Origin of the sequence: Herbaspirillum sp. NPDC101397 (assembly GCF_044767325.1) — a bacterium.
GTDB lineage: Bacteria > Pseudomonadota > Gammaproteobacteria > Burkholderiales > Burkholderiaceae_D > Herbaspirillum.
Window position 1 is genome coordinate 558154 of the sequence record NZ_JBIWNS010000002.1, and the last position, 19600, is coordinate 577753.

At 62.8% G+C, this 19600-nt stretch carries 13 protein-coding genes; 6 read left to right on the forward strand and 7 right to left on the reverse strand.

Features of this window, described 5'->3' with window-relative positions:
• Positions 1-13 precede the first annotated feature (13 nt).
• Together mdoH and ACIROW_RS07320 are read right to left on the reverse strand one after the other, a co-directional pair.
• Positions 14-2587 carry a glucans biosynthesis glucosyltransferase MdoH gene (mdoH, locus tag ACIROW_RS07315; RefSeq protein ID WP_402273577.1) on the reverse strand — a complete coding sequence of 858 codons (2574 nt, stop codon included), beginning with the start codon at positions 2585-2587 and terminating at the stop codon, positions 14-16.
• Entirely contained in the window at positions 2560-4146 is a 1587-nt protein-coding gene (locus ACIROW_RS07320; protein ID WP_402273580.1) for a glucan biosynthesis protein G, read from the reverse strand. The genes mdoH and ACIROW_RS07320 overlap by 28 nt, the downstream gene beginning before the upstream one ends.
• A gap of 403 nt (positions 4147-4549) precedes the next feature.
• Between ACIROW_RS07320 and ACIROW_RS07325 the strand changes: the two genes are divergently transcribed.
• Positions 4550-5089 (forward strand): dihydrofolate reductase, encoded by a 540-nt coding sequence (locus tag ACIROW_RS07325; RefSeq protein ID WP_402273582.1) that lies wholly within the window; start codon positions 4550-4552, stop codon positions 5087-5089.
• A 37-nt stretch (positions 5090-5126) separates the two neighbouring features.
• Here ACIROW_RS07325 and ACIROW_RS07330 read toward each other — a convergent pair whose 3' ends face one another.
• Positions 5127-5327, reverse strand: coding sequence for a hypothetical protein (locus ACIROW_RS07330; RefSeq protein ID WP_116433731.1), 201 nt, complete (start codon positions 5325-5327; stop codon positions 5127-5129).
• A 129-nt stretch (positions 5328-5456) separates the two neighbouring features.
• Between ACIROW_RS07330 and ACIROW_RS07335 the strand changes: the two genes are divergently transcribed.
• A complete protein-coding gene (locus ACIROW_RS07335) occupies positions 5457-7721 on the forward strand; it encodes an Orn/Lys/Arg decarboxylase N-terminal domain-containing protein (RefSeq protein ID WP_402273584.1) in 2265 nt (754 codons plus the stop codon).
• A 91-nt stretch (positions 7722-7812) separates the two neighbouring features.
• Here the strand turns inward: ACIROW_RS07335 and ACIROW_RS07340 are convergent, their stop codons facing one another.
• Entirely contained in the window at positions 7813-8337 is a 525-nt protein-coding gene (locus ACIROW_RS07340) for a chromate transporter (protein WP_402273586.1), read from the reverse strand.
• A complete protein-coding gene (locus ACIROW_RS07345; protein WP_402273588.1) occupies positions 8334-8963 on the reverse strand; it encodes a chromate transporter in 630 nt (209 codons plus the stop codon). Before ACIROW_RS07345 ends, ACIROW_RS07340 begins: the two co-directional genes overlap by 4 nt.
• Before the next feature lie 120 nt (positions 8964-9083).
• On the opposite strand from ACIROW_RS07345, the gene ACIROW_RS07350 reads away from it, so the two are divergent.
• Positions 9084-10007 carry a LysR family transcriptional regulator gene (locus tag ACIROW_RS07350; RefSeq protein WP_402273590.1) on the forward strand — a complete coding sequence of 308 codons (924 nt, stop codon included), beginning with the start codon at positions 9084-9086 and terminating at the stop codon, positions 10005-10007.
• A 68-nt stretch (positions 10008-10075) separates the two neighbouring features.
• On the opposite strand, the gene dcd is transcribed toward ACIROW_RS07350, so the two are convergent.
• Together dcd and hrpA are read right to left on the reverse strand one after the other, a co-directional pair.
• Positions 10076-10642, reverse strand: a complete 567-nt coding sequence (gene dcd, locus ACIROW_RS07355) for a dCTP deaminase (RefSeq protein WP_016833037.1) — start codon at positions 10640-10642, stop codon at positions 10076-10078.
• Positions 10643-10728: 86 nt separating this feature from the next.
• Positions 10729-14856, reverse strand: a complete 4128-nt coding sequence (hrpA, locus tag ACIROW_RS07360; RefSeq protein ID WP_402273592.1) for an ATP-dependent RNA helicase HrpA — start codon at positions 14854-14856, stop codon at positions 10729-10731.
• A 52-nt stretch (positions 14857-14908) separates the two neighbouring features.
• On the opposite strand from hrpA, the gene argA reads away from it, so the two are divergent.
• The 3 genes from argA to ACIROW_RS07375 all read left to right on the forward strand — a co-directional run bounded on the left by argA (position 14909) and on the right by ACIROW_RS07375 (position 19562).
• On the forward strand, positions 14909-16237 hold the full coding sequence (gene argA, locus ACIROW_RS07365; RefSeq protein WP_402273595.1) for an amino-acid N-acetyltransferase: 1329 nt from the start codon (positions 14909-14911) through the stop codon (positions 16235-16237).
• Between the two features lie 113 nt (positions 16238-16350).
• The gene (locus ACIROW_RS07370; protein WP_116433740.1) at positions 16351-16626 is read left to right on the forward strand and encodes an oxidative damage protection protein; all 276 of its coding nucleotides are present in this window, start codon (positions 16351-16353) and stop codon (positions 16624-16626) included.
• A gap of 203 nt (positions 16627-16829) precedes the next feature.
• On the forward strand, positions 16830-19562 hold the full coding sequence (locus ACIROW_RS07375; RefSeq protein ID WP_402273598.1) for a M16 family metallopeptidase: 2733 nt from the start codon (positions 16830-16832) through the stop codon (positions 19560-19562).
• Positions 19563-19600 lie beyond the last annotated feature (38 nt).

Sequence of the window (19600 nt, forward strand, 5' to 3'; positions counted from 1 at the left end):
ACGGGCTCCCTCCTCATGCCAACGCCAGCCAGGAAGAGTGCCGCGTCGGCTGGCTCCACACGGCATAGTGCAACGCCGACAGCAGGCGCGGATCGTCGAGCAAGGTATGTTTTTGCTTCTCTGTCAGCACCGCAGGGCCGCGGCGCAGCGCCTGCAGCACCAGCGAATCGCCGGCGGCGCGGCTGAGATCGGGCATGCGCGGATGGCCGTGCGCGCCGGCGCAGACCAGTGCGTTGACAGCCGGATCAACCACGGCGTCGACGAAACCGGGCAGCGGTGCGGTGGCATTGAGGTGGGCCACGGTGTCGCGCAGTTCGCGCGGCGCGTCGACTTCTTCCGGGATCACGAACAGTTGAAAACGGCGGAACAGGCGACCGAACGAAACGCGGCTCGACAGCACCGACAGCGGCACCGAGAACATCAGCGAACCGGCGATCGGCATCAGCCACCAGATGAAGGACGGATTGAGCCAGTACACCAGCGCGCCCCAGGCCACACCCAGCACCGAGTGCACGCCGTGGCGGCGCACCGCCTGGCCCCAGCCGGTTTCATTGTCGGCGCGCGGCGGCGACTTCCAGCTCAGCGCCCAGCCGAGGAAAGCGCCCAGTACGAAGCGCGTGTGGAACAGCATGCGCACCGGCGCCAGCATCATCGAGAACAGCAATTCGATCAGCATGCTCAGCGTCACGCGCAGCGCGCCGCCGTAACCTTTCGCGCCCTTGACGATGATCAGCAACACGCTGAGCACCTTCGGCAGGAACAGAATGGTGGCGGTGGCGGATACCAGCGCCAAGGCTTTTTCGGGATGCCATTCGGGCCAGATCGGGAACAGCTGGCGCGGCTCGACGAAGTATTGCGGATCGATCAGCGTATGCGTGGCCAGCAGCACCGTCGACAAGGCCAGGAACAATGCCCACAACGGCGCCGACAGGTAAGCCATGACGCCAGTGACGAACACCGCGCGATGCACCACATGCATGCCGCGCGCCAGGAACAGGCGGAAATTCATCAGGTTGCCCTGGCACCAGCGGCGGTCGCGGCCGAGTTCGTCGAGCAGCGCCGGCGGCATTTCTTCGTAGCTGCCGTCGAGGTCGTAGGCGATCCACACCGACCAGCCGGCGCGACGCATCAGCGAGGCTTCGACGAAGTCGTGCGACAGAATCGGGCCGGACAGGTTGCCCTCGCCCGGCAGCGGCGCCAGCGCGCAATGCTTCATGAACGGCGCCAGCCGGATGATGGCGTTATGCCCCCAGTAATGCGACTCGCCGAGTTGCCAGTAATGCAGGCCGGCGGTGAACAGCGGGCCGTAGACGCGCGTCGAGAATTGCTGGATGCGGGCGTACAGCGTGTCGCGTCCGGCGGCGCGCGGCGCGGTCTGGATGATGCCGGCGCCGGGATGCGCCTCCATCAGGCGCACCAGCGTCGACAGGCATTGTCCGCTCATGACGCTGTCGGCGTCGAGCACCAGCATGTAGCGGTAGTCGGCGCCCCAGCGGCGGCAAAAATCGTCGATGTTGCCGCTCTTGCGTTTGACGCGACGGCGGCGATGGCGATAGAAGATGCGGCCGAAGCCGTCGACTTCCTTGCACAGCGCGGCCCAGGCCTGCACTTCGGCGGCGCAGATATCGGACTCGCCGCTGTCGCTGAGGACGAAGAAATCGAAACGGTCAAGGTCGCCGCTGCGCTGCACCGATTCGTAGGTCGCACGCAAGCCGGCGAACACGCGCGCCACGTCTTCGTTGCAGATCGGCATGACGATGGCGGTGCGCGCATCAGGCGCGATCCATTTCGGTCCGGCCTGCTCGTGCGAAATCAGATACGGATCGTCGCCGCGCATGAGCACCAGGAAGCCGGTCATGGCGGTCCAGAACCCGGCCGAGACCCAGCAGAACAGCAAGCCGAACAAACCGAGGATGACCATTTCGAGCGGCTTCTCGCCGTGATACGGCAGCACGTCGCTCATGAAATAAGTAGCCAGCGCGCTTTGCATCAGCATCAGGATCAGCAGCACCACCCGGCGCACGTTGCCGCTGTGCGTCCAGTAGCCGCGCGGATCCGGCGAATCGGGCAGGTCGAGGGTATCTTCGACGAAGGCCGGTTCTTTCGGCGGCAGGCCCTTGCGGCGTGCGGCGCGCTGCTCGAAGGCGCGTGTGGCTTCTTCGACCCAGCGCGACAATGGATTGAGCGTGCCCCAGGGGCGCGGCACCATCGAGCGGCGATTGAGCGGCGGCGCCACCTTGATGTTGTCGCCGGGACTCGGAACCGGCCTTGGCGATTCAACCGCGCGAGCTCGCGCGGCAGGCGCCATGGCGTCGGCCGCCGCGCGCGGATAAGTCAGTTCGAGACGGGCGGCGACGGAGTCCTGCGCGGGATTGTCATGCAGATTGTGCTGCTCTCCTGCCAGCAGGCCGTGCAGGTTGCCCATGGCGTCGCCGGCATCCTGCTCGCCCACGCGGGCGAGCAACGCCTGGCGCTGTTCAGGCGTCAGCGGCAGGCGATCGAGGTAACGCTCCAGCTGTTGCGACGCGTGAGATTCGTGTGCTGCGTCGGAGGCGTGCCTCAGTTGGGGGGTAATATGTAGCTCCACGTTTCGGACAGGGTTGCGCCGGCGCCGCTCTGGGCGGCATTCCTCAGGAATCCGCGCAGTTCGACCGGCTTGTTATCTTCATTGCGGCGCAGTTTCAACTCCATGCGCCAGCCGCCAGTGACGTCGTTGCGTCGTGTTGTCACACTCACGATCTTGCCGTTGCCGTCACTTTCCACTGTCCCCTCCACCCTCGCATTGGCAGGCAGCTTCTTGAGCGCGCCGCCGTCGAAGTCGATCGACATGCCGATGCTGTCATCGGACTTGGCGCGGTAGCCGTGTCCTAGACGCGTCTGCGCCACCCAGGCCAGCGGCGGTTTTTTCTCGCTTTCCTTTTGCCAGTACATCTTGTACTCGACGTTGAACGGCTGGCCCGGCTTGGGCATGGCGTTCGGCATCCAGTACGCGACGATGTTGTCGTTGGTCTCGTCGGGCGTCGGGATCTGCACCAGTTCTACGCGGCCCGCGCCCCACTTGCCCTTGGGTTCGATCCAGGTGCTCGGCCGCGCTTCGTAATGGTAATCCAGGTCTTCATAGCTGGAGAACTGGCGGTCGCGCTGCATCAGGCCGAAGCCGAGCGGATTGTCGAGGCTGAACGCGGTCACCAGCAGGCGTTTCGGATTGACCAGCGGACGCCAGATCCATTCGCCGGTGCCGGACTGGATCGACAGGCCGTCGGAGTCGTGCACCTCGGGACGGAAGTCGTCGTTCGGTCCGTTCTGGTTTTCGCCGAAGAAGAACATGCTGGTCAGCGGCGCGATGCCGAGCTTGGTAACGTTGGCGCGCAGGTACAGCTGCGCCTTGACGTCAATGGTCGTGTCCACGCCGGGACGCAGCACGAAACGATAGGCGCCGGTGGCGCGCGGCGAATCCAGCAACGCGTAGATGGTCAGTTCCTTGTCGCCCGGATTCGGTCGCGCCAGCCAGAACTCGGTGAAACGCGGGAATTCTTCGCCCGAATACAGCGCTGTGTCGAGCGCCAGGCCGCGCGCCGAAATGCCGTAGCCCTGGCCCTTGCCCATGGCGCGGAAATAGCTGGCGCCGAGGAAGGTCAGGACGTCGTCTTTTTCCTTCGCGGAATTGACTGGATAGCGGATGCGGAAACCGGCGAAGCCGATGTTGCGCACACGGCGCGGATCAATGCGCGTGTGGCTGTAATCGAACAAGGCCGAATTGAAGGCGATCTCGCGCACGCCGCCGCCGACGATTTCATTGATGCGCACCGGCTCGACGTAACCGCCGCCCTGATGCACGAATGACAACTCGAAGGGCAGTTTTTCCGGACGCCAGTAGGCGCGATCTTGCTTAAAATGCAACTGATTGGCTTGCTCGTAGCTGAGATCCTTGATCTCCTTGGGCAATTTGTCGGCCGGCTTCTTGTACGACTTGCCAGCCAGCGCCTTGGCGCGCACCGCGACGTCGTTGAAGTCGAACGCCGCCGCATTGTTTCCATATAAGGCCAGCAGCGCGGTCAGCGCAGCCGGCACGAGCACCTGGCCCAGAAGACGGGAGGATGTGACGGCAGCTTTCAAGGCGCCCCGCCGATACAAAGATAAGACCATTGGATTTCCGTCTGACATGCAGTTTTTCTTGTCCGATAACGCGCTTCCACGTTTCGAAATATGGCGTAGTTTACCCAATGTTGCCCAAGTTGACCGAACACTTCGTCGGGAAACAGGCAAGACCGTGAAAGATCGCTGCGTTGGCCGGGCTACCGCGCCCATGGGCCTCCCGCAACAGTGCTGCAGGCTACGCCGGCATCGAAGTTGCCGCAAAGAACCATCGCTGACTCACTGGATACGGGCTGGCCAGGTTCTTGCGGACGCTACCGGGGATACCTCTATAAGGACAGCTGCGCCCCATAAAGTTCCATTCGGGTCGGACTGTCCTGTAATATGACGCGCTCACCGGCGACGCAAGACCATCAGGCGCGCCGGACTTCGGCAATCCTACACAAGTATCGGCATGTCACCTACACCTTCCGCCTCCGGCGCACTGTGCGTCATCGTCGCCACCGACAGCCAGAACGGCATCGGCATCAACAATACCCTGCCCTGGCATCTGCCGGAAGACCTCGCCCACTTCAAGCGCACCACCTCGGGCCATCCCATCATCATGGGCCGCAAGACCTTCGACTCCATCGGACGCCCTTTGCCGAATCGCCGTAATATCGTCATCACGCGCAACCGCGACTGGTCGCACGCCGGCGTCGAAACAGTGTCATCCTTGCAAGAAGCCGCAGCGCTGGTGGCCGGCGCCGACGCCTTCATCATCGGCGGCGCCCAGATCTACGCCGAGTCGCTGCCGCTGGCGACGCGCCTGATCGTGACCGAAATCGACAAGGCCTTCGACTGCGACGCCTTCTTTCCGGCCATCGACGCCGGGGTGTGGCGCGAGACGGCGCGTGAAACCCACCGTGCTGAAACACAGGAGTCTGCGCAAGGATTTGCTCAGGGATTTACTCAGGGATTTAATTACGCATTTGTGACATACGAAAGACGCTGAAAGGCCTGCAGGCCTTTTTGTTGTTTTTCCCTGATTTTCAACAAGAACGCGCGGATTTTTCGCCCCATCGTTTGGCGATATCTGCGAAAATTCGGCTTCTTTTTAAAACCTGCCTCCGCTGCACCGTCGCCGCGATCCGGAACGCCAGCACGAGCAACAGGTCCACGAAGGTTCTGCCAGGCTGGAAGCGCACCGGATCCGGAACATTCCGATCCTGCCTTTCAACTTGCAGCGACATTGTTTTGACCGGTTTGCCCTATCAAAAAGCAACCGTCCGAGCGCGTAAGCTTTTCGCCCAGGCGCAGTCCAAGTGTTAACTGAACTGAACGCATACCTCTGATCTCACATGCGTTCTCCTGGAGAACCTATGAAATTCCGTTTCCCCATCGTCATCATCGACGAAGATTTCCGCTCTGAAAACACTTCCGGCCTGGGCATCCGCGCCCTCGCCGACGCCATCAAGGAAGAAGGCATGGAAGTGCTGGGCGTGACCAGCTACGGCGATCTGTCGCAGTTTGCCCAGCAGCAATCGCGCGCCTCCGCCTTCATCCTGTCGATCGACGATGAAGAATTCGGCGCCGGCTCGTCCGAGGAAACCGACTTCGCGCTGAAATCGCTGCGCGCCTTCGTCGGCGAAATTCGCCACAAAAACGCCGACATCCCGATTTATCTGTACGGTGAAACCCGCACCTCGCGCGATATCCCCAACGACATCCTGCGCGAACTGCACGGCTTCATCCATATGTTCGAAGACACGCCCGAGTTCGTGGCGCGCCACATCATCCGCGAAGCCAAGTCCTACCTCGACGGCCTGGCGCCGCCGTTCTTCCGCGCGCTGGTGCATTACGCGCAGGACGGTTCGTATTCCTGGCACTGCCCCGGCCACTCGGGCGGCGTCGCCTTCCTGAAGTCGCCGATCGGCCAGATGTTCCACCAATTCTTCGGTGAAAACATGCTGCGCGCCGACGTCTGCAACGCCGTCGAAGAACTCGGCCAGCTGCTCGACCACACCGGTCCGGTCGCCGATTCGGAACGCAATGCCGCGCGCATCTTCAACGCCGACCACTGCTACTTCGTCACCAACGGCACCTCGACTTCCAACAAGATGGTCTGGCACTCGACGGTCGCTCCGGGCGACATCGTCGTGGTGGACCGCAACTGCCACAAGTCGATCCTGCACTCCATCATCATGACCGGCGCGATCCCTGTCTTCCTGATGCCGACGCGTAATCACCTCGGCATCATCGGACCGATCCCGCTGGAAGAGTTCACGATGGAAAGCATCCGTCGCAAGATCGAAGCCAATCCGTTCGCCCGCGAAGCCGTCAACAAGAAGCCGCGCATCCTGACCATCACGCAATCGACCTACGACGGCGTGGTCTACAACGTCGAGACGCTGAAGGAAATGCTGGACGGCGAAATCGACACGCTGCACTTCGACGAAGCCTGGCTGCCGCACGCGACCTTCCATGATTTCTACAAGGACATGCACGCGATCGGCAAGGACCGTCCGCGCGCCAAGAAGTCGATGATCTTCTCGACCCAGTCGACCCACAAACTGTTGGCCGGCCTGTCGCAGGCGTCGCAAATCCTGGTGCGCGAATCGGAAACCGTGCAGCTCGACCAGGACGCCTTCAACGAAGCCTTCCTGATGCACACCTCGACTTCGCCGCAATACTCGATCATCGCCTCGTGCGACGTCGCCGCGGCGATGATGGAAGCGCCGGGCGGCACCGCACTGGTGGAAGAAAGCATCCTCGAAGCGCTGGACTTCCGCCGCGCCATGAAGAAGATCGACCAGGAATTCGGCCAGGACTGGTGGTTCCAGGTGTGGGGCCCGAACAGCTTCTCGGCCAACGGCATCGGCGAGCGCGAAGACTGGGTCATCAAGGCGGAAGACGACTGGCACGGTTTCGGCAACCTGGCCCCGGGCTTCAACATGCTCGACCCGATCAAGGCGACCATCGTCACTCCGGGCCTGTCGCTGGACGGCAAGTTCGGCGAGAACGGCATCCCCGCTTCGATCGTCACCAAGTATCTGGCGGAGCACGGCGTTATCGTCGAGAAGTGCGGCCTGTATTCCTTCTTCATCATGTTCACCATCGGCATCACCAAGGGCCGCTGGAACACGCTGGTGACGGCGCTGCAGCAGTTCAAGGACGACTACGACAAGAACCAGCCGATCTGGCGCATCCTGCCCGAGTTCGCCGCCGCGAACCAGGGCCGCAACGCGCGCTACGAGCGCCTCGGCCTGCGCGACCTGTGCCAGCAGATCCATGAAACCTATCGCGCCTACGACGTCGCGCGCCTGACGACCGAGATGTATCTGTCCGACATGCAGCCGGCGATGAAGCCGTCCGACGCGTTCTCGAAGATGGCCCACCGCGAGATCGACCGCGTGCCGCTGGACGAGCTCGAAGGCCGCGTTACCTCGATCCTGCTGACGCCTTACCCACCGGGCATCCCGCTGCTGATTCCGGGCGAGATCTTCAACAAGACCATCGTCGACTATCTCAAGTTCGCGCGTGATTTCAACGAGAAATTCCCGGGCTTCGAAACCGACGTGCATGGTCTGGTCAAACGTGAAGTGAACGGCCGCCGCGATTACTTCGTGGATTGCGTACGCCAGTAAGCGACAGCGTCATGGGCAAGTGAAAAAGCCGATCCGGGGAAACCACGGATCGGCTTTTTTATTGCCGGGATACCTCTGAAACAATCTCAGGTTATCGCAGGAAAATCATTCCCGCCATGGCGCCGCCGAACAGCAGCCACAGGGGATGCAGCTTGGTCTTGAGCGCGATGATCACCGTCGCCGCCGTGATCGCCGCGAGGATGCCGTTGCTGATGGATGCATGCGCGATCAGCGCGGCGCTGGCGGCCACCAGTCCCGCCGTCACCGGCAGCAGGCCGGATTGCACATGGCGCCGCCACGGCCGGTCCTTGAACCGCTCCCATACGTGCAGCATCAGGATGGTCACCAGCGACGACGGACCAAACTTGGCGATCGTCGTGACCAGCATGCCGTAGAAGCCGGCCACGTGCCAGCCGACCAGGGTCACGATCATCAGATTGGGACCGGGCGCGGCCTGGCCGAGCGCGAACAGTGCGCTGAAATCTTCCGCAGTCATCCAGTGGTGCACTTCCACCACCTGGCGCTGCATCTCGGGCAGGATGGTGTTGCCGCCGCCGAAGGCCAGCACCGACAGTTCCGAAAAAATCAGTCCCAGCGCGATCAGGGTTTCGCTCATGATGCGGCTCCCTTCTTTGCGTCACTATTTGCGTCGTTCCTGCCTGCGAACTTCGCCGTGACCAACACGCTCACCGGCGTCATCACCAGCATGGTCCACAGCAGCGGAACGCGCAGCCAGGCGATGGCGATGAAGCAGATCGTCGCCAGTCCGGCCAGCACGAGGTTCTTGCGCAGCGGCAGCGCGATCTTCACCGCCATCTGGATCAGCAAGCCGGACGCGGCCGCAGCCAGCCCGGCGAACAGGTGCTTGATCAAGGGATCGTGCTGGTAGTGCTGATACAGGATCCCGAGCATCACCACCACCATCGAGGGCACCGCGATCAGACCGAAGATCGCCGCCAACGCGCCTTTGACGCCGCGAAAACGCATGCCCAGGGCGACCGACAGGTTGATGATGTTGCCGCCCGGCAGGAACTGGCACAGCCCCAGCAGCTCGACGAATTCGGCTTCGGTCAGCCAGCGGTGGCGCTCGACCACCATGCGGTGCGCCAGCGGCAGCGCGCCGCCGAAGGCGGTCATGCCAAGTCCGAGGAATCCCAGGAACAACTCGCGCGAGGTGGGTACAACGCGGACTTCCTGCGTGACCGGCGGAGTGGGTGAAAGTGGATTGTTGTCGTTGAGCATGCTGTTGGCCTTCTGTTCTGCCTTCTGTTCTGTGGGTCGTTGCGACCACAAACTGAAGGCTACTCTTGCGTCGTTATTTTGTCTAATATATGGCAAGCAGACCAACCATACATAATTCATATGTCAGCCATCGACCTGCGCCTGTTGCGCTACTTCATTGCCGTGGCCGAAGAAGGCCATCTCACCAAGGCCGCGCAGCGCATCGGCATCCAGCAGCCGCCGCTGAGCCAGCAGATCCGCGCGCTCGAGACCGAGCTTGGTGTCACGCTGTTCAACCGCCTGCCGCGCGGCATGGAGCTGACCGAAAGCGGCCACGCGCTGCTGACCGATGCGCGCTCCATCCTGGCCCAGGTCGACTCCACCGTGGCCGGCGTGCGACGCATCGCACGCGGCGAGCTGGGCCGCATTGCGGTGGGCTTCACCGAATCCGCCTCGTTGCATCCGTTCGTGCCGACCGTGATCCGGGCATTCCGCGACGCCGCACCGGATGTTGCGCTGACGGTGGAGGAAAGCAGCACCACCGATCTGGTCGCGCTGATGAGCCGAAATCGCATCGACGTCGCCTTCATCCGCTCGCCGGTGGGCGACGTCAGCGACATCACGATCGAAACCATGATGGTGGAGGAAATGATCGTCGCCCTGCCGGCGGCTCATCCTCTGGTGCGCAACAAGCGGCGCAAGAGCGTGGCGCTGGCGGCACTGGCCGAAGAAGTGTTCGTGCTCAACCGGCGCCCCAGCGGCCCCGGGCTGTACGACACCATCATCGCCGCCTGCCGCGCCGCCGGCTTCAGCCCTCACGTCGAACAGGAAGCGCGCAAGAACCTGTCCACGCTGAGCCTGGTGGCGGCCGGCCTGGGCATCTCCATCATCCCTGCCTCGATGCGCCACGTCGAACTGGAGTCGGTCAGCTATCTCGGCATCGACGACGCGCCCGACCTGAAAGCGCCGCTGCATCTGGCGTATCGCGACAGCGGCCAGTCGGGGGCGGTCAAGCGGTTTATTACGGAGGCGAGGAAGTGCGCGAAGGCGAGCAGCAAGCGTTGATGACGCGCCAATAAAAAAACAGCCGCATGTTCCGAAACATGCGGCTGTTTTTTATCGTGCAATACGACTCAGGTCTTCGGCAAAGTCACGCCGTGCTGGCCCTGGTACTTGCCGCCACGATCCTTGTACGAGGTCTCGCAGATCTCGTCGCTTTCGAAGAACAGCACCTGCGCGCAGCCTTCGCCGGCGTAGATCTTGGCCGGCAGCGGCGTGGTGTTGGAGAACTCCAGCGTGACGTAGCCTTCCCATTCCGGTTCGAAGGGCGTGACGTTGACGATGATGCCGCAACGCGCGTAGGTCGACTTGCCGAGGCAGATCGTCAGCACGCTGCGCGGGATGCGGAAGTACTCAACCGTGCGCGCCAGCGCGAACGAGTTCGGCGGGATGATGCAGACGTCGCCGTGGAAATCGACGAAGGATTTTTCATCGAAGTTCTTGGGATCGACGATGGTCGAATTGATGTTGGTGAAGATCTTGAATTCGTTGGCGCAGCGGATATCGTAGCCGTACGACGAGGTGCCGTAGGAGACGATCTTCTGGCCGTTGGCCTCACGGACCTGTCCGGGCTCGAAAGGCTCGATCATGCCTTCGCTTTCCGCCATGCGACGGATCCATTTGTCGGATTTGATTGCCATTGTCTTTTTGGAAATAGATTGCGGTAAAAGTGCTGCAATTCTACGCTAAACGCAGCATCGTTCTTCAAATACTACACGCCGGACCATCAACGCTGCATGGTCTCCCACACCTTCTGCAGCCGCTTGACCGACACCGGCATGGGGGTCTTCAACTCCTGCGCGTAGAGCGACACCCGCAGCTCTTCCAGCAGCCAGCGGAATTCCTGCATCTTGGGGTCGCTTGCGCCGCGGTCTTTTTGCGCACGCTGCCAGGGTGCGGCGACCTGGGTCCATTCGGACAACAGGCGCGCGTCGCGGGTCGGATCGGCGCGCAGCTTTTCCAGGCGCACGTTGATCGCCTTGAGATAGCGCGGGAAGTGCATCAGGTTGTTGTAGTCGCTGTCGGCGATGAAGCGCTTGCCGACCAGGTTCTGCAACTGCGACTGAATGTCCGCCGAGGCCTGCGCATGCGCCTTGATGGTCTGCAGCTTTTTCGGCAGCGTGTAGTACTCGGCCAGCACCAGCCCGGCCAGGCGTGCAATCTCATTGACCAGCAGGCCGAAACGCGCCTTGCCTTCCTCCTTGCGGCGGTTGAACTCGTCGGCGTTCTTCGGCAGCGGGTCCTGCATGAAGGCGCGTTCCAGGCCTGCGGACAGGATCTGGTCGCGCAGCTCTTCCTGCGAACCGAGCGCCATGAACTGCATGCCCATCTGCTGCAGGCCGGGGATATTCTTTTCCTGATACTTGAGCTGCTCCTTCAGTTGCAGCGCGAACAGGCGGCGCAGGCCGGCAAAATGCTGGCGTGCGGCGTCGGCGGGGTCGTCGAAGACTTCGAGGTCGCAATGGGTCTTCTTGTCGACCAAGGCGGGGAAACCGATCAGCGTCTGTGATTTTCCGGAATTTGGCCCGACTGCGCCACGCTGGATTTCCAGCAGCTCGGGCAGCTCGCCGAAGGTCCAGTTGGTGAGGTTGCCGTACTCGGAGACCGACGATGCAGTCGCTCCTGAAGGTGTAGCCGGTGCAGCTTTTCCGGCGACCGGTTTCGCAGTGGTTACAGCCGAATTTGCAACCGCAGGCGTGGCAATCCCGGTAATCGCCGTCTGTTCAGCCAGCTTCTGGAACTGCTCGCGCGCCTGTCCGCCGAATTCCGCTTGCAGGCTGCCGAGGTTGCGCCCCATCTCCAGCTGGCGACCGTGTTCGTCGACGATCTTGAAGTTCATCGCGTGATGCGCGGGCAAGGTCTCCTGCTTGAAGTCGGTGCTCTTGACCATGATGGTGATCTGCTCGCGGATGTCGGCGATCAGCGCATCGATCAGGTCGCCCCGGCCGAACAGATGACGCTCTTCCATGCGCGCGCAGAAACCGGCGGCGTAGTCGGGCAGCGGCACGCAATGGCGGCGCAGCTTTTGTGGCAGCGACTTGAGCAGCAGGTGCACCTTTTCCTTGAGCATGCCGGGCACCAGCCATTCGCAGCGCGCAGCGGAGACCTGGTTCAGCGCATACAGCGGCACCGTCAGCGTGACGCCGTCGCGCGGCGTGCCGGGTTCGAAGTGATACGACAACGCCATCGACAGCCCCGCCACGGTCATGGTCTTGGGGAACAGCTCGGTGGTCACGCCGGCGGCCTCATGACGCATGAGGTCGTCGCGGTTCAGGAACAGCAGCTTGGGATCGGCGTTGGCGGCGGTGGCGTCCTTGTGCCACTTCTCGAAAGTGATGCCGTTGCAGATGTCGGCGGGAATCAGCTTGTCGTAGAAGGCGGCGATCAGTTCGTCGTCGACCAGCACGTCAAGGCGGCGCGATTTGTGTTCGAGGTTTTCGATCTCGCGCACCAGCTTCTGGTTGTGTGCGAAGAACGGCGCACGCGTATCGAAGTCGCCGCCGACCAGCGCGTCGCGGATGAAGATTTCGCGCGCTTCCTGCGGATTGATCAGGCCGAAGTTGATGCGGCGCTGGCTGTACACCACCAGTCCGTACAGGGTGGCGCGCTCGGAAGCGGTGACTTGCGCGCTGCGCTTTTCCCAGCGTGGCTCGCCCCAGGATTTCTTGAGCAGATGGCCGCCGACGCGCTCCAGCCATTCGGGCTGGATCTGCGCCACGCAGCGGGCATACAGGCGCGAGGTGTCGACCAGCTCGGCGGCGACGATCCATTTTCCTGCTTTTTTCTGCAAGCTGGAACCGGGCCAGATGTGGAACTTGATGCCGCGCGCGCCCAGGTAATGGGGATCCTCGTCCGACTTGAAGCCGACGTTGCCAAGCAAACCGGTCAGCAAGGCGGTGTGCAGTTGCTCGTAAGTCGCCGGCGCTTCGTTCATGCGCCAACCCTGCTCGCGCACGATGGTCAGCAATTGTGAATGGACGTCGCGCCACTCGCGCAGGCGCAGCTGCGAGAGGAAATTGGCGCGGCAATGGTCTTGCAGCTGGCGATTGGACTTCTTGTGCTCGACGGCTTCTTCGAACCACTTCCAGATTCGCAGATAACTCTGGAATTCCGATTTCTCGTCGGCGAATTTCTTGTGCGCCTGGTCGGCGGCGGCCTGCGCTTCCATCGGACGGTCGCGCGGATCCTGCACCGACAGCGCGGAGGCGATGATCAGCAGTTCGGAGAGGCAGGCGTTCTCGCGGCCGGCCAGAATCATGCGCCCCACGCGCGGGTCCAATGGCAGCTTGGCAAGTTGATTGCCGAGCGGCGTCAGCTGGTTGAACTCATCGACTGCGCCCAGCTCTTGCAACAGCTGATAGCCGTCGGCGATGGCGCGGCCCAACGGCGGCTCGATGAACGGGAAGGTTTCGACATCGGCCAAATGCAACGACTTCATCCGCAGGATGACCGAGGCCAGCGACGAGCGCAGGATTTCCGGCTCGGTGAATTTCGGTCGCTGCAGGTAGTCCTGCTCTTCGTACAGGCGGATGCACACGCCCGCAGCGACGCGGCCGCAACGGCCGGCGCGCTGGTTGGCGGCCGATTGCGCGACCGGCTCGATCTGCAGTTGCTCGACCTTGTTGCGGTAGCTGTAACGCTTCACGCGCGCCAGGCCCGCATCGACCACGTAGCGGATGCCGGGCACGGTCAGCGAAGTTTCGGCAACGTTGGTGGCCAGCACGATGCGGCGCGCGTTGCTCGACTTGAAGACGCGTTCCTGCTCTTGCGCCGACAGGCGCGCGAACAACGGCAGGATTTCGACGTGCGGCGGATGGTGCTTGCGCAGCGCTTCGGCGGCGTCGCGGATTTCGCGTTCGCCAGGCAGGAACACCAGCACGTCGCCGGAACCGATGCGCGCCAGTTCATCGACGGCATCGACCACGGCGTCCATCAGGTCGCGCTGGTCGCGGTCCTTCTGCGCCTGCGTGGCGCGGCCTTCGGCGCGCGCGCGCGCGTTGGCCACTTCCGGTGCGAGGTTGCTGCGGTCGGCATTGTCGACCGGGCGATAACGGATCTCGACCGGATACAGCCGGCCGGATACTTCGATCACCGGCGCCGGCTTGAGCTCGCCCTTGACTTCGGTGCCGAAGTGGCGCGAGAAGCGGTCGGCGTCGATGGTCGCCGAGGTGATGATGACCTTGAGGTCGGGCCGTTTGGGCAGCAACTGTTTCAGGTAGCCGAGCAGGAAGTCGATGTTGAGGCTGCGTTCGTGCGCCTCGTCGATGATGATGGTGTCGTACTGCCTGAGCAGCGGATCGGTCTGCGTTTCCGCCAGCAGGATGCCGTCGGTCATCAGCTTGACCCAGGCGCCTTTGGTGAGCGTGTCGTTGAAGCGCACCTTGAAGCCGACATGCTCGCCCGGCGGCGTGCCGAGTTCCTGCGCGATGCGCTTGGCGGTCGACGACGCGGCGATGCGGCGCGGCTGGGTGTGGCCGATCAGGCCTTTTTCACCGCGACCGAGCTGCAGGCAGATCTTGGGCAACTGGGTGGTCTTGCCGGAACCGGTCTCGCCACTGACGATGATGACCTGGTTGGCTTGCAGCGCCTCGGCGATTTCCTGGCGGCGGCCGGAGACCGGCAGCTCTTCGGGGAAGGTGATCTCGGGCAGCGGGTTGCGCACCTGCACACGCGGCGGCGCGGCAACGCGCGGTGACTGCTGGGCGGACTTGTTTTTGGGCTGGGGAGCTTGAGGGGAATTGGGAGCGGACATAACGGCTGGCATTATACCTACTCCCCGCGCCCTGGCCTTGCTTGGCCTGCATCGGCGGTGCGAAAACGGTTTTGTCGCGCGTGCGGAACAGCACTGCAACATTGCGGTGCAAAAAACGGCCCGTCGCCAAACATCCGCGGTGTGACTGGTTATAATGCGCAACATGGAAAATGACACCGATTTCGCCAGCTTCGTGGCCTGGCTGCGCTCCGTAGCGCCTTACGTTCACGCCTTCCGCGGCAAGACCTTCGTGATCGCCTTCCCGGGCGAGCTGGTCACGGCCGGCGGGCTGGCCGTGCTGGCCCAGGATCTGTCGCTGTTGCATGCGCTCGGCATCCGTATTGTCGTGGTGCACGGCTCGCGCCCGCAGGTCGAAGAGCAACTGGCGCTGCGTAACGTCGAGGCGCGTTTCCACAACGGCCTGCGCATCACCGACCCAGCCGCGCTGGAATGCGCCAAGGAAGCCGCCGGCGAGTTGCGCCTGGACATCGAAGCGGCGTTCAGCCAGGGCTTGCCCAACACACCGATGGCGCATGCCGCGATCCGCGTCATCTCCGGCAATTTCGTCACCGCGCGCCCGATGGGCGTGATCGACGGCGCCGACCTGCAGCTGACCGGCATCGTGCGTAAAGTCGCGGCCGACACCATCCATCCCATCCTCAATGCCGGCGGCATCGTGCTGCTGTCGCCGCTGGGCTTCTCACCAACCGGCGAAGCCTTCAACCTGGCGATGGAAGACGTGGCGGTGACTGCCGCCATCGCGCTGCGCGCCGAGAAGCTGATTTTCCTGAGCGAAACACCGCTCATGCACGACGCCGGCGGCACCGATATCCGCGAGCTGTCGTCACACCAGGCCGAAGCCGTGCTGCAGGCCAATTTCCTGCCGCCCGACGCCGCCTTCTATCTGAAGAGCGCGGTCAAGGCCTGTAACGCGGGCGTCTCGCGCGCCCACATCGTGCCGTTCGCCACCGACGGCTCGGTGCTGCTGGAGCTGTTCACGCATGACGGCATCGGCACCATGATCACGTACGAGAACCTGGAAAGCCTGCGCGAAGCCACCATTGAAGACGTCGGCGGCATCATCAAGCTGATCGAGCCGCTGGAAGCCGACGGCACGCTGGTCAAGCGCGGCCGCGAACTGATCGAGCGCGAGATCCATTACTTCTCGGTGATCGAGCATGACAACGTGATCTTCGGCTGCGCTGCGCTGTATCCTTTCCCCAAGGAAAGAATGGGTGAAATGGCCTGCCTGACCGTCAATCCGGAAGTCCAGGCGCAGGGCGACGGCGAGCGTATCCTCAAGCACATCGAAACGCGCGCGCGCGAGTCGGGCCTGACCAAGCTGTTCGTGCTGACCACGCGCACTTCGCACTGGTTCCTGCGGCGCGGCTTCGTGCCGGCCACCGTGGACGACCTGCCGAAAGACCGCCAGCACATGTACAACTGGCAACGCAAGTCACTGGTGCTGATCAAAAACTTATAATGCAAGAATCAGGACGTGAGATCGCATTGCCAATGCGCTCAACCGCTGACCTCCCAAAGCCGGTCTCATGTCTTCCCTGAATACGTCATCAATGTTTTAACCAAGGAATCAACATGGCACGCACCATCCACTGCATCAAACTGAACAAGGAAGCCGAAGGCCTCGACTTCCCGCCGTACCCGGGCGAGCTGGGCAAGCGCATTTACGAAAGCGTTTCGAAGGAAGCCTGGGCCGGCTGGCTCAAGCACCAGACCATGCTGGTCAATGAAAACCGCCTGATGTTGGCCGATGCGCGCGCGCGCAAATACCTGGCCGTGCAAATGGAAAAGCATTTCTTCGGCGAAGGCGCCGACGCCGCGCAAGGTTACGTCCCGCCACCGGGCGACTGAGCTGCACGCTGAATCGTACTGCCGCGGTTCAGGTGCATCACGCCGCCTGAACCGTCTCTCTCCTTCCTGCCTGGCCCCCCTGCTTTATTTTCCGCTGCGGATATTTCCCGCGCCAGCCCGGTCTTATTCCGGTCTCAACGGCTTTGTCCTGCATTCCGTAGAATAGCCGTCACGCCGTCCCTTCGATTACCCATCAGGAAACCATGCCCCTGCTCCGCCCCTCTTCACTGGCCCGCTGTCTGCTCCCCTTGTTCCTGACCGTCGGCGGCGCCAATGCGCTGGGCCAGACGCTGCCTGCGCTGTCCTTACCCTCCGGCGTCAGCCAGGGCCCTTCCGCCGAAGGCATCACCGAATACCGCTTCAGCAACGGCTTCAAGCTACTGCTGATGCCGGACGCCAGCAAGCCGACCGTGACCGTCAACATGACCTACCTGGTCGGCTCGCGCCAGGAGAACTACGGCGAAACCGGCATGGCGCATCTGCTGGAGCATTTGATGTTCAAGGGCACGCCGCAGCACGGCGCGATTCCGCAAGAGTTCAGCAAGCGCGGCATGAGCTTCAACGGCACCACCTCGCTGGACCGCACCAACTATTACGAATTCTTCCCGGCCGGCGATGAGAACCTGCAATGGGCCATCGCCATGGAAGCCGACCGCATGCTCAACTCCTTCATCGCCCAGAAGGATCTCGACAGCGAAATGACGGTGGTGCGCAACGAGTTCGAAAGTGGTGAAAACTCACCAAGCTCGGTCATGGTCAAGCGCATGCAAAGCGTCGCCTTCGACTGGCACAACTACGGCAACTCGACCATCGGCAACCGCAGCGACATCGAGCACGTGAAGATCGAGAACCTGCAGGCCTTCTATCGCACCTACTACCAGCCCGACAATGCGGTGCTGCTGGTGGCCGGCAAGTTCGATCCGGCCAAGGTGCTGGCATGGGTCGACCGCAGCTTCGGCAAGATGCCGAAACCGGCGCGCGCGCTGCCGACGTTCTGGACGGTGGAACCGACCCAGGACGGCGAGCGCCAGTTCACCATCCGCCGCAGCGGCGACGTGCAGCTGGTCTATGTCGGCTACAAGATACCATCCGGCATCCATATCGACTCCGACGCCGCCGGCGTAGCCGCCGACATCCTGGCCGACACGCCCAACGGCCGTCTGCACAAGCTGCTGGTGGAAACCGGCAAGGCCAGCGCGATCGTGCAATTCCAGTTGAGCGGTTATGCACCCGGACTGCAGATCATCGGCGCGGTCGTCAAGAAGGGCGAGCCGCTGGAGCCGGTGCGCAAAGCGCTGACCGACGCTATCGAATCTTTCGCCACCACACCGCCGACCGACGCCGAAATGGCGCGCGTGCGCGTGTCCAACGCCAACGGCTATGAACGCCTGCTGAGCGACCATCAGCGCATCGGCATTTCGCTGTCGAACGTGCTGGCGCTGGGCGACTGGCGTCTGCTGTTCGCCGGACGCGACCAGGTCGACGCGATGAGCGCACAGCAAGTCGCCGACGCCGCCGCACAATACTTCCGCCGCGACAACCGCACGGTGGGGCTGTTCATTCCTGAAGACCAGCCGCAGCGCAGTGAAATCCCGGTCGCACCGAGCGTGGAAAGCGCACTGCAATCGTATCGCCCGCGCGCCGCGATCGCGACCGGCGAAGCCTTCGATACCTCACCCGCCAACCTGGACCTGCGTACTACGCAATTGCACGTGGGCGGACTCAAGCTGGCGTTGCTGCCCAAAAAGACGCGCGGCCAGACCGTGTCGGTGCGCATCAAACTGGACTGGGGCGATGAAAAAACCTTGTTCGGCAAGAAGACCATCGCCGCCATGACCGGCGAGATGCTGTCGCGCGGCAGCATGTCGATGACGCGCGAACAACTGGCGGATGAATTTGCGCGCCTGAAGATCGCCGGCGGTGTGAACAATTTCCAGACCACGCGCGACAATCTCGATGCCGCGTTGAAGCTGATGGCCGACATCCTGCAACATCCGCGTTTCGATCCGGCCGAGTTCGAGCAATTGCGCAAGCAGATTCTCGTCAGCCTGGAGTCCTCGCGCAATGATCCGACCGAGCGCGCCTCAGAAGCCTTGTCGCTGCACTTCGACCACTACCCCGCCGGCGACTGGCGCGCGGCGCGCACGCTGGACCAGCGTATCGCGGCGGTACAAGCCTTGACGCTGGATGACGTGAAGGCCTTCCATCGCGATTTCTACGGCGCCTCCTCCGGACAGATCGCCATCGTCGGCGACTTCGACCCCGATGCAGCCGCACGCGTGATCCAGCAAAGCCTGGCCGGCTGGAAGAGCGCCACGCCTTATCAACGCGTGCTGCAAGATTATTCCGAGGTCGCCCCGACGCGCCAGTTCATCAACACGCCGGACAAGGAAAACGGCACTTACCTGGCCAAGCTCGGTCTGGATATCCGCGACGAGGACGCCGACTATCCGGCGCTAGTGGTAGCGAATTACCTGATCGGCGGCGCCAGCATGAAGTCGCGCCTGGCCGACCGCGTGCGCCAGCGTGAAGGCCTGTCGTACAGTATCGGCACCTCGCTGTCGGTCGGCGCGCTCAGCAACGCCGGCCAGTTCGGCATCGGCGCCATCGCCGCTCCCCAAAACCTCGGCAAGGTCGACGCCGCCATCCGCGAGGAATTACAGCGCCTGATCACCGAAGGCTTCACAGCGGAAGAACTGGAACGCGCCAAATCCGGCATCCGCCAGCAACGCGAACAGTCGCGCGCGCAGGACGACACCATCAGCAACGGCTGGGTCAACCTGCTCGACCTCGATCGCACCTATGCCTGGGCGGCGCAACTGGATGAGCGCATCGCGGCACTGACGCTGGACCAGCTCAACAGCACGCTGCGCAAGAGGATAGTGCCGGCGAACATGAGCGTGGCGATTGCGCGGGATGAGGGGAAGGCGAAATAGCCCTAGCCTTGAGCACGTAACGACGCCCAAAGAAAAAG

Bases quoted from the DNA above. Each gene is read 5' to 3' on its own strand.
- ACIROW_RS07345 (WP_402273588.1), bottom strand. From the start codon at position 8,963: ATGCTCAACGACAACAATCCACTTTCACCCACTCCGCCGGTCACGCAG.
- ACIROW_RS07340 (WP_402273586.1), bottom strand. From the start codon at position 8,337: ATGAGCGAAACCCTGATCGCGCTGGGACTGATTTTTTCGGAACTGTCG.
- ACIROW_RS07325 (WP_402273582.1), top strand. From the start codon at position 4,550: ATGTCACCTACACCTTCCGCCTCCGGCGCACTGTGCGTCATCGTCGCC.
- ACIROW_RS07375 (WP_402273598.1), top strand. From the start codon at position 16,830: ATGCCCCTGCTCCGCCCCTCTTCACTGGCCCGCTGTCTGCTCCCCTTG.
- ACIROW_RS07330 (WP_116433731.1), bottom strand. From the start codon at position 5,327: ATGTCGCTGCAAGTTGAAAGGCAGGATCGGAATGTTCCGGATCCGGTG.
- argA (WP_402273595.1), top strand. From the start codon at position 14,909: ATGCGCAACATGGAAAATGACACCGATTTCGCCAGCTTCGTGGCCTGG.
- dcd (WP_016833037.1), bottom strand. From the start codon at position 10,642: ATGGCAATCAAATCCGACAAATGGATCCGTCGCATGGCGGAAAGCGAA.
- ACIROW_RS07320 (WP_402273580.1), bottom strand. From the start codon at position 4,146: ATGGTCTTATCTTTGTATCGGCGGGGCGCCTTGAAAGCTGCCGTCACA.
- hrpA (WP_402273592.1), bottom strand. From the start codon at position 14,856: ATGTTGCAGTGCTGTTCCGCACGCGCGACAAAACCGTTTTCGCACCGC.
- ACIROW_RS07350 (WP_402273590.1), top strand. From the start codon at position 9,084: ATGTCAGCCATCGACCTGCGCCTGTTGCGCTACTTCATTGCCGTGGCC.
- ACIROW_RS07370 (WP_116433740.1), top strand. From the start codon at position 16,351: ATGGCACGCACCATCCACTGCATCAAACTGAACAAGGAAGCCGAAGGC.
- ACIROW_RS07335 (WP_402273584.1), top strand. From the start codon at position 5,457: ATGAAATTCCGTTTCCCCATCGTCATCATCGACGAAGATTTCCGCTCT.